At 63.7% G+C, this 15,403-nt stretch carries 17 protein-coding genes and 1 pseudogene; 5 read left to right on the forward strand and 13 right to left on the reverse strand.

The window, feature by feature from the left end:
- The 7 genes from ACK59Z_RS13775 to nikA all read right to left on the reverse strand — a co-directional run bounded on the left by ACK59Z_RS13775 (window position 1) and on the right by nikA (window position 6,819).
- Complete coding sequence (locus ACK59Z_RS13775) at window positions 1-1,059, reverse strand: diguanylate cyclase (RefSeq protein ID WP_108190880.1); 1,059 nt, start codon at window positions 1,057-1,059, stop codon at window positions 1-3.
- 253 nt (window positions 1,060-1,312) lie between these two features.
- The gene (locus tag ACK59Z_RS13780; protein WP_108190752.1) at window positions 1,313-1,765 is read right to left on the reverse strand and encodes a four-helix bundle copper-binding protein; all 453 of its coding nucleotides are present in this window, start codon (window positions 1,763-1,765) and stop codon (window positions 1,313-1,315) included.
- A gap of 105 nt (window positions 1,766-1,870) precedes the next feature.
- A complete protein-coding gene (gene nikE, locus ACK59Z_RS13785) occupies window positions 1,871-2,692 on the reverse strand; it encodes a nickel import ATP-binding protein NikE (RefSeq protein ID WP_108190753.1) in 822 nt (273 codons plus the stop codon).
- Entirely contained in the window at window positions 2,689-3,459 is a 771-nt protein-coding gene (nikD, locus tag ACK59Z_RS13790; protein WP_108190754.1) for a nickel import ATP-binding protein NikD, read from the reverse strand. The genes nikE and nikD overlap by 4 nt, the downstream gene beginning before the upstream one ends.
- Window positions 3,460-4,305, reverse strand: coding sequence for a nickel ABC transporter permease subunit NikC (gene nikC / locus ACK59Z_RS13795; RefSeq protein ID WP_108190755.1), 846 nt, complete (start codon window positions 4,303-4,305; stop codon window positions 3,460-3,462).
- Window positions 4,302-5,243, reverse strand: coding sequence for a nickel ABC transporter permease subunit NikB (gene nikB, locus ACK59Z_RS13800; protein WP_108190756.1), 942 nt, complete (start codon window positions 5,241-5,243; stop codon window positions 4,302-4,304). The genes nikC and nikB overlap by 4 nt, the downstream gene beginning before the upstream one ends.
- Window position 5,244: 1 nt before the next feature.
- Complete coding sequence (gene nikA / locus ACK59Z_RS13805) at window positions 5,245-6,819, reverse strand: nickel ABC transporter substrate-binding protein (RefSeq protein WP_108190757.1); 1,575 nt, start codon at window positions 6,817-6,819, stop codon at window positions 5,245-5,247.
- 87 nt (window positions 6,820-6,906) lie between these two features.
- Between nikA and nikR the strand changes: the two genes are divergently transcribed.
- Complete coding sequence (nikR, locus tag ACK59Z_RS13810; RefSeq protein ID WP_010954217.1) at window positions 6,907-7,323, forward strand: nickel-responsive transcriptional regulator NikR; 417 nt, start codon at window positions 6,907-6,909, stop codon at window positions 7,321-7,323.
- A gap of 47 nt (window positions 7,324-7,370) precedes the next feature.
- On the opposite strand, the gene ACK59Z_RS13815 is transcribed toward nikR, so the two are convergent.
- The 5 genes from ACK59Z_RS13815 to ACK59Z_RS13835 all read right to left on the reverse strand — a co-directional run bounded on the left by ACK59Z_RS13815 (window position 7,371) and on the right by ACK59Z_RS13835 (window position 12,587).
- A complete protein-coding gene (locus ACK59Z_RS13815; protein WP_409293228.1) occupies window positions 7,371-9,422 on the reverse strand; it encodes a TonB-dependent receptor in 2,052 nt (683 codons plus the stop codon).
- Window positions 9,423-9,500: 78 nt separating this feature from the next.
- Window positions 9,501-9,908, reverse strand: coding sequence for a DUF2946 family protein (locus ACK59Z_RS13820; protein ID WP_409293230.1), 408 nt, complete (start codon window positions 9,906-9,908; stop codon window positions 9,501-9,503).
- A 101-nt stretch (window positions 9,909-10,009) separates the two neighbouring features.
- Window positions 10,010-10,150, reverse strand: a complete 141-nt coding sequence (locus ACK59Z_RS13825) for a DUF2474 domain-containing protein (protein ID WP_409293268.1) — start codon at window positions 10,148-10,150, stop codon at window positions 10,010-10,012.
- A 12-nt stretch (window positions 10,151-10,162) separates the two neighbouring features.
- On the reverse strand, window positions 10,163-11,170 hold the full coding sequence (gene cydB / locus ACK59Z_RS13830) for a cytochrome d ubiquinol oxidase subunit II (protein WP_409293232.1): 1,008 nt from the start codon (window positions 11,168-11,170) through the stop codon (window positions 10,163-10,165).
- A 1-nt stretch (window position 11,171) separates the two neighbouring features.
- Complete coding sequence (locus ACK59Z_RS13835; RefSeq protein ID WP_409293234.1) at window positions 11,172-12,587, reverse strand: cytochrome ubiquinol oxidase subunit I; 1,416 nt, start codon at window positions 12,585-12,587, stop codon at window positions 11,172-11,174.
- Window positions 12,588-12,875: 288 nt separating this feature from the next.
- Here ACK59Z_RS13835 and ACK59Z_RS13840 point away from each other — a divergent pair, with 288 nt between their 5' ends.
- The 4 genes and pseudogenes from ACK59Z_RS13840 to ACK59Z_RS13855 all read left to right on the forward strand — a co-directional run.
- Entirely contained in the window at window positions 12,876-13,253 is a 378-nt protein-coding gene (locus ACK59Z_RS13840) for a DUF2946 family protein (RefSeq protein ID WP_020193613.1), read from the forward strand.
- Between the two features lie 166 nt (window positions 13,254-13,419).
- Window positions 13,420-13,809, forward strand: coding sequence for a DUF2946 family protein (locus tag ACK59Z_RS13845; RefSeq protein ID WP_020193612.1), 390 nt, complete (start codon window positions 13,420-13,422; stop codon window positions 13,807-13,809).
- A 77-nt stretch (window positions 13,810-13,886) separates the two neighbouring features.
- A complete protein-coding gene (locus ACK59Z_RS13850; protein ID WP_083285045.1) occupies window positions 13,887-14,462 on the forward strand; it encodes a putative natural product biosynthesis protein in 576 nt (191 codons plus the stop codon).
- Between the two features lie 72 nt (window positions 14,463-14,534).
- Window positions 14,535-14,780 (forward strand): annotated as a pseudogene (locus ACK59Z_RS13855) (LysR family transcriptional regulator); the annotation flags it as partial.
- An 80-nt stretch (window positions 14,781-14,860) separates the two neighbouring features.
- On the opposite strand, the gene ACK59Z_RS13860 reads toward ACK59Z_RS13855, so the two are convergent.
- Window positions 14,861-15,349 carry a copper chaperone PCu(A)C gene (locus tag ACK59Z_RS13860; RefSeq protein ID WP_083285046.1) on the reverse strand — a complete coding sequence of 163 codons (489 nt, stop codon included), beginning with the start codon at window positions 15,347-15,349 and terminating at the stop codon, window positions 14,861-14,863.
- Window positions 15,350-15,403 lie beyond the last annotated feature (54 nt).

Here is a 15,403-nt window from a genome sequence, read left to right on the forward strand (position 1 = left end):
CTAGTGCTGCTTGCGCAATGCCTCCTGCTCTGGTTCGGCGACCGTGACCCGGTTACGGCCCGATACCTTGGAAAGGTACATGGCGCTGTCTGCACTGCTGAGCAAGGCGCCGAGCTCAGAGGCAGGGGCCTTCGCGAACGCTAAACCTATGCTTGCGGTGACCGGGTGTTCATCATTCACACGCAGTTTGGCTATCAGGGCCCGCAGGCACTCGGCAACCTCAATCGCCGTGTCTGGCGGCGTATTGGGCAGCAGGATGGCGAACTCCTCGCCGCCCAGCCTGCCGGCAATGTCGTTGTCACGCAGGCTGGCACTGATCGCTGCACCGATGCGCTGCAGCACCTGGTCGCCTGCGGCATGCCCGAACGTGTCGTTGATCTGTTTGAAATAGTCGACGTCCAGCATCAACACGGCCATGAATGCACCTGCGTCCTTGCACCGGGCGTGCTGCGTCGACGCGTTGTCGAAAAAAGCACGTCGGTTGTTCAGGCCAGTCAGTTCGTCCGTGCACGAGGCCACCATGGCCAGCCGATGCGCGCGTTGCATTTCGTGTTTCAGGCGCCAGGCCGTCGTCAATGCCGAGGACAGGCTTCGCGTCGCGCTGACCACGAACCAGGCAAACACCAATACCGCCAAGGCTATCCCTTGTTGCAGCGTGGAAGGTTGCAGCAGTAGCCAGCCCGTAGAAGGCAGCAAGACCAGGCCCATCGACACCAGGGTCATGTTGCGGTAGGAGGAGTAGCATGACACCGCGCTGACAGACATGCCGACGGCAAACAGCATGATCAGCGTCTGCCCCAGCGCGTCGTTGGCGGGCATTACGGCAAAGGCGCCCCAGCCCCAGATAGCCGCCGACAGCATCAGCGTGACCCAGTAACGCCACTCCCAGCGTTCGGCCGTGCGCTGGTTGGCGGGTGCTCGCAGATAGGCGAAGAACATGGCGGTACGCACGCCGGTCGACAGGCCCAATAGCGTCATCCAGACCATGACCCTGTGCGGGTCGAAACGCTCCCAGCCCAACCAGCACAGCATTACGGCGGCCAGGAAGCTGCCAAGCACCGCAGGCGCTGACTGGACGAACAGCTGTTCGAGCCGATCCGTCCGTACGGAGCGCGCTATTTCATCGCGGGGATCAAGGTTTGTCATGGCTGGTGACGCCACTGGGGAACGGTAGCAGATTCTGGCACTTTGCCGGCGCCCTGGAAAAGCCTTCTGGCGTTCATGTGTGACGCCGTTCGCCACGATTGAGCGCCAGCGTCAGCAAGCGTTGCGGCAGTGTCACGACAATGTTGATCAACGACTGGCCGCGGGATCAGGCGGCCAGGGCCTTGCATTCCTTCAGGCAGGCAGCGCAGGAGTCTGCACAGGCCTTGCATTCGGGATGCTCGTTTTCGTGTTTGCGGCACTGCGTTTCACAACTGGCACAGACATCAGCGGCCACCTTGGCCATGGCCGGCGTGAAGCGGGAGCCTTGCAGGGCCAGCTTCATCAAGGCACTGCAGGTAGCCAGCAGTTCGCTGACGGACTGGGCACAGGCCGCCATTTGCGTGTCACCTTGACCAAGCAGTACCAGACAGTGCGCCAGGCACGCCTCACCGGTCTTCTGGCAATCGCTGCTGCTGTCTATCAGCCCGGCAAACGGCCTGGCGCCGGCAGTGCCATGGTCATGTTGATGTGCGTGCTCATGAGTGGCGGCCAGTGCAGAACTGGTCATCGCCACGGCTACGGCACCTGCGACGGTTTTCAGCATTTCACGTCGTTGCATGGATCGCTTCCTTGATCGAAGTCGGCCTTGGCTGCGCACGGCTGTCCGCGCAGATCAGTATCGCGAACATAGACTGTTTTCCGAGAATCCGAAAGCCAGGTGGTGTCAGTGTGCAACTGTTGGCAGGCCTTGCGGCGATGGCCTCTTCTGCGGGCGTGCAGGCAACACCGCCGACTGCAACTGCCGGCCTACGGGGTGCGCAAAGCACAGGTCGTGCGTCACGGGGCGTTCCTCCACGATGCGCCCGCCGTGTAGCAGCACGACCCGCTGGCAGAAGTACTGCACCAGGCTCAAGTCATGGCTGATCAGCACGAAAGCGGTGCCGCTGCGCTGGCGTAGCGCTTCCAGCTGCTGCAGGACCTGCAACTGCAACAGCCGGTCGAGGTTCGACAACGCTTCGTCGAGCACTACCAGCTGTGGCGAGGCGGCCAGCGCCCGGGCGATGTTGGCACGCTGCAACTGGCCGCCACTCAACTGTTGCGGCAGGCGTTGGGCATGCTCGGCGCGCAGGCCCATTTCCTCCAGCAGTGCAAGGGTGCGCGCCTGCCGGGCGGCTTCATCCATGTCGGTCAGGTGGCGCAGCGGCTCGGCGATGCTCCAGCCGATGCTGCGCTGCGGGTTGAAAGCGCCAGGGGCGTCCTGGAACACCAATTGCACCGTGCGCTGAAAGGCGCGCGCCTGCTCACCTTTGAGCTGGCTGACATCCTGCCCGGCAAAGCTCACCTGGCCCTGGGCCGGTTTTTCCAGCCCGAGCAGCAGCCGTGCGAGTGTGCTTTTGCCGCTGCCGCTGCTGCCGAGCAGTCCGATGGATTCGCCAGCGTGCAGTTGCAGGTCGATACCGTCGAGTACCTGCAGCCAACCGCGCTTGCGCAGCAGCCCCCCTGTACGATAACGGTGGCCAACGTGGTGGACGTGCAGCAGGCTCATGGTTGGCTCCGGCAAAGGACTTGGTGGGCGTGGAGGAGGGTGCGGGCAGTGGCACTGGCGGGGCGCTGGAACAGCTCATGGGCCGGTTGGCATTCAACAATGCGGCCGGCCTCCATCACCGCGACCTGGTCTGCACAGCGCGCTACCACCCCCATGTCGTGGGTCACCAGCAATACCCCCAGCCCATGCACCTGCACCAACTCCATCAGCAGGTCGAGAAAACGCGCCTGGCTCAGGGCATCGAGGTCGCTGGTGGGTTCGTCTGCCAGCAGGAATGGGGTTTCGGCCATCAGCGCCAGGGCGATCATCATCCTTTGCAGCATGCCGCCGCTGAGCTGAAAAGCGAACGATTGCAGCACCCGCTCAGGGTCTGCCAGGCCGACAGCATCCAGGCAGTGGGCCATGCGCGCCCGTGCTGCCGCGCCGGTAATGCCTCGCTGCCTGAGCGTTTCGATGGCATGGCTGGCCATGTTGCGCACCGGGTTGAAGGCGCTGCGCGGGTTTTGCAGCACCAGGCTGGCCAGGCGACCTCGGACACTGCTTGCAGCCAGCGGCTGGCCGTCGAGCAGCAGTTGTCCTTGGGTGCGGGCAAGGCCAGGCGGTAGCAGGTCGAGCAAGCCAAGGCAGCTGAGGGATTTGCCCGAGCCGCTGGCACCGACCAACGTGCAGACTTCGCCGCGGCGCAGCTGCAAGTCAACGCCATGCACCAGCACGCCGGCCTGGGTTTCTATGCGAAGGCCACGGATTTCAAGCAACGACGGACTCATTCAATGGCGCACCTGTGCAGGGTCCAGGCGGTCGCGCAGCGCATCGCCCAGCAGGTTGAAGGCCATCACGGAGAAGAAGATCATCAGCCCTGGCAACAGCAGCAGTTGTGGCTGCGTCCAGATGAATTCCTTGGCGTCGTTGATCATCACGCCCCATTCGGCGGTGGGGGGCGCCACCCCGAGGCCAAGGAACGACAGGCCGGAGACGTGCAGCATCATGTGGCCGATGTCCATGGTTGCCAGCACCAGCAACGGGCCGGCGATATTGGGCAGCACATGCTGGCGCAGCCGCGCCCAGCGTGAAGCGCCGGCCAGGCGTGAAGCCAATACGTATTCGCGGCCGCGCTGGGCAATCACCAGGCCGCGCACCATGCGCGCATACCAGGCCCAATGGGACAGGGCGATGGCGATGATCACGTTGCTCAGGCCAGTGCCCAGCAAGGTGACGAAGAAAAATGCCAGTACCAGCGTGGGGAAGGTCATGAACATGTCGCACAGGCGCATCAACAGCAGGTCGGTGCGCCCACCGACGAACCCGGCCACACCGCCGACCGCGAGCCCCAGCGCCAGTACCAGCGCCAGGGTCAGCATCACGCTGCCCAAGGACAGGCGCGTGCCGACGATCAACCGCGAAAGCAGGTCGCGCCCGAGGTGGTCTGTGCCCAGCCAGTGACTGGCGTCTGGCGCCTGCAGGCGCTGGCCGAGGTCGACCAGGTCGGGGTCATGCGGGGCGATCCAGTGGCCGAACAGCGCCAGCACCGCCAGCAGGCCGACCAGGGCCAGGCCGATCATCAGGCTGGGGCGGCGCAGCAGCAATGGCTGACGCAGGGCAGCGTGCACACTCATGCGTTCACCCCTTCCAGCCGGCTGCGAGGATCAAGCCAGGCGTAGCACACATCGACTATCAGGTTGCAGATCATCAGCAGACCGGTCAGTAGCAGGGTGAAGCACTGCATCACCGGGAAGTCGCGGTTCAGCACTGCCGACACCGCAAAACGACCAACGCCGGGCCAGGCGAAGATCGTCTCGATCACCAGTGCGCCGCCGATCAGTTCGCCGATGTGCATGCCGGTGGCCGTCACCAGCGGCAGCCAGGCATTGCGCAGGATATGGTCACGCCAGACATGCCGTTCGGGCAGGCCGCGGGCACGGGCATAGGTAACGTGCCGCTGCCCGCCGGCATCCAGCAGGCTGGCACGCAGCAGGCGGGCGTTGATCGACATCGACATCAGGGCGATCGCCAGCACCGGCATCACCAGGTGCCCGGCCCCCCCACGCCCCAGCGGCGGCAGCCAGCCCAGCCACAGGGAAAAAAGCGCTATCAGCAGAAACGCCAGCCAGAAATTGGGCATGGACACCCCCAGGAAGGTCACCGCCCGCACGGCGTGGTCGGGCCAGCGCCCTTGCCAGCGGGCCGCCAACAGCCCCAAGGGGATCGACAGCAGCAGCGTGCAGGCTAACGCCAGGCCGCCGAGCTGCAGGGTGGCGGGCAGGTAGTAGAGCAGGTCATCGAGCACGGGACGGCCGGTGATGTAGGAGATGCCGAAGTCCAGATGCACGGCGTTCCACAGCCAGCTCAGGTATTGCGCATACAGCGGACGATCCAGCCCCAGGGTATGGCGGACTTCGGCAATGGCGGCGTCGGTCGGTGGAATGTGCGAAAGCCGAAGGTAGTCCAGCGCCGGGTCCGTGCTGCCCAGGTGCAGCAGCACGAACACCAGCAACGAAGCGCCAAGCATGACCGGCACAAGCAGCGCCAGGCGCAACAGGATGTAGCGCACCATGTCAGTCTCCCTGTTTTGGCGTCATGGTTTCGAACGGCACATCGAACAAGGTGCTGCCGAACTGGACCTTGGCCACCGAGTCTCGGCGCACGCTGATGGCCGTGAGATGCGAGATGGGCAGGTAGACGGCTTGTTCGTGCAAGGTGGTGAGGATGAAGCGGTACTGCTCGGCACGCTGCTGTTCGTCGGTGCTGGCCAGCACTTGGCCAATGCGCTTGTCCAGTTCGTCCTTGATTGCCAGCCCACGTTGGGCCATGTAGTCGGCATGGCCGGCGTAGCGCATGGAGCTGACGAACGAATGCGGGTCGTAGGGCGCGCCCCAGGTGTCGGCGAAGATCATGCCGAAGTCGCCATCGCGTTGGCGCCGCACCAAAGCCCCTTCTTCAACCGCACGCAGGTCGAAGTGGATGCCGATTTTCGCCAGCTCGCCCTGCAGCACTTCGGCCAGGCTCTTCTGCAAGGCACTTGTGCCGAGGAATACCAGCTCGATGGCCAAGGGTTCGCCGCCTTTACTGCGCACAGACGCGCCTGGGGCCAGCGTCCACCCGGCAGCATCAAGGGCGTGGGCGGCGCGCGCCGGGTCGTAAGGGTAGGGCTTGAGGCCGATATCGGCGTAGGGCATGTTGCTGGCGAACAGGGTATCTGCCCGGGGCTCAAGGCCGTAGAGAATCTTGTCGATGATGGCTTGCTTGTCCACCGCCTCGTTGATCGCCTGGCGTACCGCCAGATCACGGGTAGCACCACGGCCGGTATTCATCGCCAGGGTGCGGGTGGCCAGCGGTGCCGACAGTGCGGTGGCATAGCCCTGGTCACGCAGGCGCACGAACGTGCCGGCCGTGATCTCGCCGGCGGCGCCCTGGATCAGTTCGACCTCGCCGGCCTGCAGGGCCAGCGCGCGGCTGTTGGGGTCTGGAATGACCTTGACCATGATCTCGCCGTAGGCCGGCTTGGGCCCCCAGTACTGGGGGTTGCGCACGAAGCGGTCGTATTCGCCCAGGCGTGATTCGGCGCGTATCCAGGGGCCGGTACCGGCCGGTTGGCCGGGTTTGGCCTGAGGCGAGGCAAAGCGCAATGGGCGAACCTGGGCCAGCTCCATCAGCGTCGGGTAGTAAGGGTGCTTGAGGATCAGGCGCAGGGTCAGGCGCTCAGGCGCTTCAACGTGGTCCAGTGTGGTCACCAGTTCCATCCAGCGGTGACGCTGAGTGTTGGCCAGGACGGCATCGAGGTTGGCTTTGGCCGCGGGCGCATCGAAGGGTGTGCCATCGCTGAAGCGCACGCCGTCGCGAAGGGTGAACGTGTAGGTCTTGCCGTCGTCCGAAACCTGCCAGGCCTCAGCCAGCCATGGCTCCAGCGTACCCGCTGCGGTATAGCGCACCAGGGGTTCATAGACCATGGCCTGGGCGTACATCTGGTTGGGGGAATAGCCACGCGGGTCGAGCGGCCCGGCATTCACAGGCCAGGAGTACACCAGCTGCGGCCCTTGCTCGGCGGCGCGGCTGGCCGGCGCAGCAGCGCACGCAGCAAGAAGAAGGATGCCCCACAGGGCGGGCTTTCGTTTACCAGGCTGCTGCTTCACACTGCGTTCCCCACTTTCACGGAGGCCGTAGGCTAAAGTGCGGTGGGTATGATGTCTACGTGAGATCATCTTACCGGAAGTTACAGAATGCAACGAATCACCATCACGCTGGATGAAGAGCTGCTCGACGTCATCGATCGGCGGGTGGCGACCCAAGGCTACCAGGGCCGCTCGGAGGCCATCCGCGACCTGTTGCGTGCGGGGATGCGCGAGTCTGAAGCCTTGCCGGACGATGCCGCCTGCGTGGCCGTGGTCAGTTACCTGTACGACCACAGCACCCGCGAACTGCCCAGACGGCTCAACCAGACCCTGCACGCCCACCACGATCTGACCCGATCCACCCTGCATGTGCACCTGGATGCCGGCCACTGCCTGGAGGTCTCGGTGCTGCAGGGCGAAAGCGGCCGAATTGGCGAGTTGTCTCGCCAATTGATGGTTGAGCGCGGCGTGGAACATGGCCAGGTGCAGGTGATCCCGGCTCCGGGGCAGCCGAAGGTGCGCTGAGGCGTTGCGTCACTTGTTCGTGACGCGATCGGCCCAGGGGCCGTTACTCAGAAGTCCAACGTCAGCCCGGCATACAGCGCACGACCGTCACCCGGGGAGTGCAGGGAAGCATCCGCACCGTCCGGGTCGTACCACACGTACTCGTAGTAGCGGTTGGTGAGGTTCTTCAACTGCAGGTCCACGCTCATGGTTTCGCTGAGCTTGTACGTCGCGCCGAGGTTCATCAGTACGTAGCCGCCATACGTACCTTGGGTGTTCTCCCGCTCCAGGTAGTAGTTGGTCTGCCCGTTCGCCCAGGCAGTCAGCTGCAGCGCGGGAGTGGCCTGGTAGCTGATGCCGGTGTTCCACAGATGGTGTGGCACGTGATCGATTTCCTGGCCTTTGCTGCCTGGTAACGCGCTGCTGGGCTCAAGGATCTTGGAGTACTGCCAGGAGTAGGACATCCACACCTCGGTGCGTTCGTCCGGGTGCAGGTTGACCTGCAGGTCATAGCCCCAGCGGCGTGTTTCGCCGACGTTGTCCGACTCGCCGCTGGGGTCGTTCAGGCGACGGCTCACTTCGCCAGAGGCGTCCTGACGCCAATAGGCCACGCGGCCATCGACCCAGCTGGCCGGGGTGAACTTGATGCCGGTTTCCCAGCCTTCGTTGATCGAAGGGGCCAGGTCCTCGTTGCGCGGCGGCACCTTGTAGGCTGCGGCGCCCGTCCCGACCTGGAAGGTTCGGCCCCAGTTGGCGTAGACGCTGGCGAACTTCCACGGCGAATAGACAATGCTGAGCTTGGGCTGCTTGATCAGCCCGTAGTCGTTGATGTCGTAGTCCTGCCCGGTCATCTTGTTGGTGAAGTCACCACTGATCTTGTCCACCCGGTAGGCCGGTACGATCTTCAGCGATTCGAACGGCTCGATCTCCGCCTGCACGTAGGCACCGACCGTGTTGAAGTCGAAGTCCTGGTCGCGTGTCTGCGCCTGGCGTACACGCTCCACGGTGCGGTAGCGTTCGCTGCGGTTCTGTTGCTTCTGCACATCGCTGCCACCTTCCAGCGCAAAGGCGTGCAGCCAGTCCACCTGTGGCCGCCAGGTCAGCGAGGTAATGGCACCGTACTGATCCTCGTAGGTGTCGCGCTCCTGCTGTGAACTGGTGCGCCAGTACTGCGTCCAGCGACGGTCGTCATAGGTGTTGAGGTAGGTCTTGGCCGACCAGGACAGGGTCTCGGCCAGGTCGGTGTCGAAGTGCACGCTGACCTGGTTCATTCGCCGCGTGCCTTTGTCCGTGGCGTTGTAGTCATTGCTCATGCGCGGATGATGGCGGGCGTCATCCTCGGTCAGGTAGCCGGCCTCCTGGGCTTCGGACTCGTAGTGGCGCGCGATCAGGCCAAGGCGATAGCTGCCATCGTCAGGGGTATAGAACCATTTACCGCCGAAGCTGTAGCGCTCGGTGTCGGCATGGTCGCGGTAGCCGTCGACCTGCTGGCGGGCGAAGAAGTAGTTCTGCGTCCAGTTGCTGGTCTCGATGCCCTTGGCCAGTTGCACCTCGCGGGTGTTGAAGCTGCCGTAGCGCAGGCGCGCCTTGTTGTAGTTGCCGCCGGTGCGCGTGTTGATATTGACGTTACCGGCGATGTTGTTCAGCCCATAGCGCGGGTCGCTGGTGCCGCGCACCACTTCGATGCTGTCGATGTCCATGGGGAACACCGAGTCGATGAAGGGCATGTTGCCGTCGTTGGTGTTGCTGGGGATGCCATCGATCAGCAACTTGACCGCGTTCACTTCGCCTTCGCCATTGAAGCCGCGAAACGACAGCTTGCCCGAGGTGGTGCCCTGGTTGAACTCGGTGAGCATCACCCCCGGTGCCCGGCGGAACAGCTCCCAGCTGTAGGCAACCGGCATCTTCTCAAGGATGTCACCGCCCAGAATATCCACCGAACTGAGCACGCTGCTGGTGGCCAGCGGGCCGCTTTCGGTACTGGTCACGTTGACCGCGCCAAGGGTGAGGGTGGAGTTTTCAGCAGGCAGAGTTTCGGCAACGGCCAGCGACAGGGGGCTGAGGCTGAACACAGCGAGCACGGGCAGGACAGCGCGTGCGGTGCAACGGAACGCAGGCATGGAAGGTTTCCTGGTCAGACAGTCGGGCAAGGCTGCGCACCGCAGGTCACGGGGCAGCTGTGGGCAAGCAACGACGGGTCAGGCCAGGGGCGAGGCGCGGGGGTTGAGCTTTGGCCACTGCTCGCGCGGCAGCAACAGCCTGTGGCTGTTACCAAGCAACAGTGCGTCGGGCCAGTAGCGGGGGAACAGGTGGCGATAATAGTCGCTGGTCAGCAAGGCATGCCCGGCGTGGCCACAGCAGCAGTCGCCCGCCTGGTGTTTCATGTCCGGCTGATCGTCGAGTTGCGGCAGCTCGGCCTTGAGCTGGGCCAGCAGTGACTTGGGCAGGCTCTGTGCACCGTGCAGGCTGCAAAAGCTGCCGAGAATCAGCGATTGGCTGTCGATGCGGGGTGATTGCAAGGCACGGTCAAGCGGCATCGCCAGCAGGTTGAACAGCACGGCGAGGCAGGCGAACAGACAAAAATGTGCACGTGCACGTGAAAGCATGAGTCACCCGAGCGAATATGGCGCGCATTAAGCCGCATCCGTTGCGGGCTGTACAAGTTCCGTGGTGCGCCATTTTGTCGCAGGCGCACCACGGCGATGGCTCAATGGCTGCGCATGCCGGCGGTCATCATGAACAGTCGGATCAGCCAAGCGAACAGACCCAGCGCCGCCACGCTGCCTGCCCAGATCAGCACCAGCCAGGTAAGTCGGCGCCACATCGGTTGCTTCACATCGAGTGTCATCACGTTGTGCGCCTAGTGATAGCCGTCTTCATGGGTCACCTTGCCGCGGAACACGTAATAGCTCCAGAACGTGTAGCCGAGGATGATGGGCAGGATGAACAGTGTGCCTACCAGCATGAAGCCTTGGCTCTGGGGCGGCGCTGCGGCTTCCCAGATGCTGATCGACGGCGGGATGATGTTTGGCCACAGGCTGATGCCCAGGCCGCTGTAGCCCAGGAAGATCAGGGCCAGGGTCAGCAAGAACGGCGTGTAGTGCGCGTTGCGCGCCACGGCACGTAGCAGCCCGTAGCACGTTACCAACACCAGGATCGGCACCGGCATGAACCAGAGCAGGTTGGGCATGCTGAACCAGCGGGCAGCGATTTGCGGGTAGGCCAGCGGTGTCCACAGGCTGACCACGGCGATCACTACCAGCAGTACCAGCGCCAGAGGCCTGGCAACATCGTGCATGCGCTGCTGCAGCGGCCCTTCGGTCTTCATCACCAGCCAGGTGCAACCGAGCAGGGTGTAGGCGACCACCAGGCCCAGCCCGCAGAACAGGCTGAAGGGGGTCAGCCAGTCGAGCGCGCCTCCGGCATACTTGCGCTCGACCACCTTGATGCCTTCGATGAAAGCGCCCAGGGCAACACCCTGGGAGAAGGTCGCGACCAGCGAGCCCCAGATGAAGGCCTTGTCCCAGAGGTGGCGCTTGGCGGGTTTGGCCTTGAAGCGGAACTCGAAGGCCACGCCCCGGAAGATCAGGCCGATCAGCATCAGGATCAGCGGCAGGTAAAGTGCCTCCAGCACCACCGCGTAGGCCAGCGGAAAGGCGCCGAGCAGGGCTGCACCGCCAAGGATCAGCCAGGTTTCGTTGCCGTCCCATACCGGGGCGACGGTGTTCATCATCACATCCCGGTCACGCGCGTCCTTGACGAAGGGGAAGAGCATGCCGATCCCCAGGTCGAAGCCATCCATCACCACATACATCATCACGCCGAAGATGATGATCACCGCCCAGATCAGTGGAAGGTCGATGCCCATGTCAGTTCACCTCTGCCTGGTAATCGGCGGCGGCGGACAGCGGCCGTGCCGGAGTATGTTGCTGGCCTGGGCCGCCTGGGGTGTGTTGGTCGCCTTCGCCAGGTTTAGGCCCTTTGCGTACCAGGCGCATCATGTAGCCGAGCCCTGTGCCGAACAGGGCGAAATAGACCACCACGAACGCGACCAAGGTAATGCTGAGCTGGGTGGCGTCATGGTTCGACACACCATCGGCAGTGCGCTGCAAGCCGTACACCACCCACGGCTGGCGGCCGATTTCGGTAGTGAACCAGCCAGCGAGAATGGCGATCAGTCCCGACGGCCCCATCCACAGTGTCAGGTACAGGAACGGGCGCGAGGTGTAGAGCGTGCCGTGCTTGCGCAGCCACAGGCTCCACAGGCCGACGAAGATCATCAGGAAGCCGAGGCCGACCATGATCCGGAACGACCAGAAGACGATGGTCGAGTTGGGCCGGTCTTCAGGCGGGAACTCCTTCATCGCCGGTACCTGCTTGTCCAGGCTGTGGGTCAGAATCAGGCTGCCGAGGGCGGGGATCTCGATCTTGAAGCGGGTGGTTTCGGCCTGCATGTCGGGGATGCCGAACAGGATCAGAGGGGTCGGTTCACCAGGTTTGTTCTCCCAGTGGCCTTCGATCGCCGCGATTTTCACCGGTTGGTGCTTGAGGGTGTTAAGCCCATGGAAGTCGCCGATGACCGCCTGCACCGGGGCCACGATCAGCGCCATCCACATGGCCATCGACAGCATCTTGCGGATGGCTGGGTTGTCACGCCCGCGCAGCAGGTGCCAGGCCGCCGAGGCGCCGACGAAGAACGCCGTGGCCACGAATGCGGCAGTGGCCATGTGCATCAGCCGGTAGGGGAATGAGGGGTTGAAAATGACGGCCAGCCAGTCCACCGGAATCACCCGGCCATCGACAATTTCATAGCCTTGGGGCGTCTGCATCCAGCTGTTGGAGGCCAGTATCCAGAAGGTCGAGACCAGCGTGCCGAGCGCGACCATCACCGTGGAGAAGAAGTGCAGGCCACGGCCGACACGGTTCCAGCCAAACAGCATGACGCCAAGGAAGCCTGCTTCCAGGAAGAACGCGGTGAGCACTTCATAAGTCAGCAACGGGCCGGTAATGGCACCGGCGAAGTCGGAGAACCGGCTCCAGTTGGTGCCGAACTGGTAAGCCATGACCAGGCCGGACACCACGCCCATGCCAAAGTTGACGGCGAAGATCTTCGACCAGAAGTGGTAGAGGTCGCGGTAGACCTGCTGATTCGTTCGCAGCCACAGGCCTTCGAGCACTGCCAGGTAACTGGCAAGGCCGATGGTGATGGCAGGGAACAGGATGTGGAAGGAAACGGTGAAGGCGAACTGGATTCGAGCCAGGTCTAGCGCCTCGAGCACGCTCATGATGATGGGGCCTCACAGGGTGGCGCACCTCGGCGCCGGTTTCGGGAAGCAGAGCCCGGGTCCTGGCCGGCTCAGCGTTGGTTTCTGGGGGAATTACTCGGGCCATTGCGATGGCGGCGCCACTGTAAGGACGGTGGCGGGTGTGACCAACTGCGACAATCTGCCCCTGCGGGCCACCTGCGCGGGTGAATCGAGGCCAACCGCGCCGGGTGTGACGGCTTGTCGCAGAGGGGGCAGGGCGGAGGTGATGCTTCTACGGGGCCGGTTTCGATGCTAAAGTCGCCGCCCATGAACCGTCTGCCTTCAAACCGTCCCCTCATTGCCTGGGCACTGTACTTCTGTGTCCTGTTCAATGTACTTGGCTGTGGCCTTGCCCACGGGCAGGCATTGGGGCTAGCGCTGAATGGCTTCGGCGGTGCGTTCTGCAGCCTCGGTGGCGATACCGGCTCACTGAAGGCCAAGCAGGACGGCGCCCTTGCTGGCGACCTGAGCATTCCGTTCAGTTGCCCGATGGGCTCGGCGGCTTTTCTTACCCTGGTATTCCTGATCGGTGTCGCCTGGCTGCTCGCCAGTGCCAACCGCCGCCCGATCATGCGCGAGGTCCGCAGCCAAGCGCCTCCGCGCTATTGCTGGCCGTCGTCCAACCCTCGCGCTTCACCTCTCTGACGCTACCTGCGCCTAGGCGCCGTGGCGGGCCTGTGCCTGCCATTAACACGCCGGATTCACGGTGCATGCTCAGGTATGCGCCTGCCGGTTGGTTTGACCGTCGTTGGAGAGAAGCCCTCATGACCTGTCGAATCTCCACGCCCGCGCTACCTGGCGAGGCGTGAACATGCGCCATTGCGGCCTGCGCGCACGCACCTGGGATAACCTCTGGGTCGCCGCGCTGCTTGCCATGCTGCTCAAGGTACTGGCATTGCCCATGGCCAGTACCCTGGGCGACCTGAGCCTGGCGCAGTTGCTGGCGGGCAGCTATTGCTCGTCGGGCGGCGTACAGCCGGCCATGCTGGACAAGGACGGCAACCTTAGCCCGAAGACGTCCGCCCCCGGGCATTGCTGCTGCGCCCAAGGCGGCCCTGCACCACTGCCTGCCTCTTTGATTCTGGCCGGCTTTGCCCTGCCTGTGCTGCCTGTCGACCAGCAACCCGCTGTTCTGGTGCATTCGCCCCGGCACTGCTGGCCGTCGATCAACCCCCGTGCCTCCCCGAAAGCGATCGCCTGACCTGCAAGGACCCAGGCCGCACCCGCTAAAAGCGGGGCGTCGGCCTGCCGATGGCTAGCCGTACCCAGGAGCACACGATGTCTCGTACCCTGAACGCTTCAGCGTTGCTGGAACCCTCCGTTCGCCCGTCGCGCACTGGCGACTTCCTGTTGCCGTTTCCCGATTACCCCTGCAATGCCCGCAGCTTCGTCAACCTCGATGCGCGCCTGCTGCCATACTGGCACACGCTATTCGATGTTTGCCCAGGCTTGCTGAAGCTCGACCCGCCAGAGGGGCTTGAGTTGTTCCGACGCTTCATGACTTGGGCCTACCGACACCATCCGGCGCTGGATTGGACGTACTACATCAGCGTTTGCCGCTGGTTGCTGAGCTCTCCCTACCAGGCGCGTGTCACTGAGGAGCACATCGAGGCCTTCATGGTGGCCGCGGCCGCCCTATGGGTGGCGACTGATGTGTCTCAGGCCCGTGGCTTGGTGCTGGCCTGGCAACCGATGGGCGAGCGGGTGGTGGAGTGGAAAACCGGCGTACGCCCGGCGCTGCCAGCCTCCCAGGCGGACGAAGACTTGCCGTCACCCCCTTGGGAATTTTCCTGGAGCCCGCTTAGCGCTAAAGGCGAGAGCAGCTTCCGGCGCTGGTTGCCGGTGCCTGGCTAAGCCAGGTCGGCACAGAGGCGGCCGTGCGCCGCCCGTTTTTCTATTCATTGAATGCTTAGTGAGAGACCGACGATGGACGTACTCCAAGCCATGCGCGCGTTCAGTTGCGTGGTTCAGGCCGGCAGCCTGACCGCTGCGGCCGAACGCCTCGACACGACCACTGCCAGCGTTTCCCGGATGCTCTCCAACCTGGAGGCGCACCTGCATATTCGCTTGCTGAACCGCACGACCCGCCGCATTGCCCTGACCGACGCCGGCAGCCGTTACCTGAAGCGCTGCCGTTTGATCCTCGAACTGGTGGATAGCGCAGAGAACGAGATACAGCGCCACACACTGGACTTGCCCGCAAACGGGCAAGCCAACACGCGAGCGGGCGCAGCACTCCAACTGGGCGCTTGTTAGTCCGGCAAGTCGTCTTCGCCGCTGGCTAGCGGGCGCACCGGTGCATCGACCTTGACCGAGGTTTCGTTACCCGCGTCATCGACCACGGTCAGGGTCAGCGACACCGTGGCGCCTTCCTTGATCTGCTCTTTGGGGTTGATCAGCATGATGTGGTAACCGTGGGTGTCGAGCGTTACCGGCTGGTTCGCTGGCAATTGCAGGCTCGGCAATGGCTTCATGGTCATTACGCCGTCCTTCATGGTCATCTCGTGCAGTTCCGTCTTGGCGGCCACGGGTGAACTGACCCGAACGAGCTTGACGTCCTCGCTGGCGGTAAGGCGCATGAAGGCCCCTGTGGCGGGCTGGCTGGGCACGGTGGCCCTGACCCAAGGGTCTTCCACCTTGACTTCGACCTGTGCCAGGGCGGTGCTGGCGAAGCTGGTCAACAACAAACCGAACAGCAAGCCATTGGTTTTGCGCAAGCCTTTGAGCGCGAAGGGTTTCATTTGGAACTCCTTGTTGATTGGCGGTGGCAGTCTTGTTTACGGAGGCCGTCTGGT

The sequence above is a fragment of the Pseudomonas sp. KCJK9058 genome, assembly GCF_046230975.1.
Lineage (GTDB): Bacteria > Pseudomonadota > Gammaproteobacteria > Pseudomonadales > Pseudomonadaceae > Aquipseudomonas > Aquipseudomonas alloputida.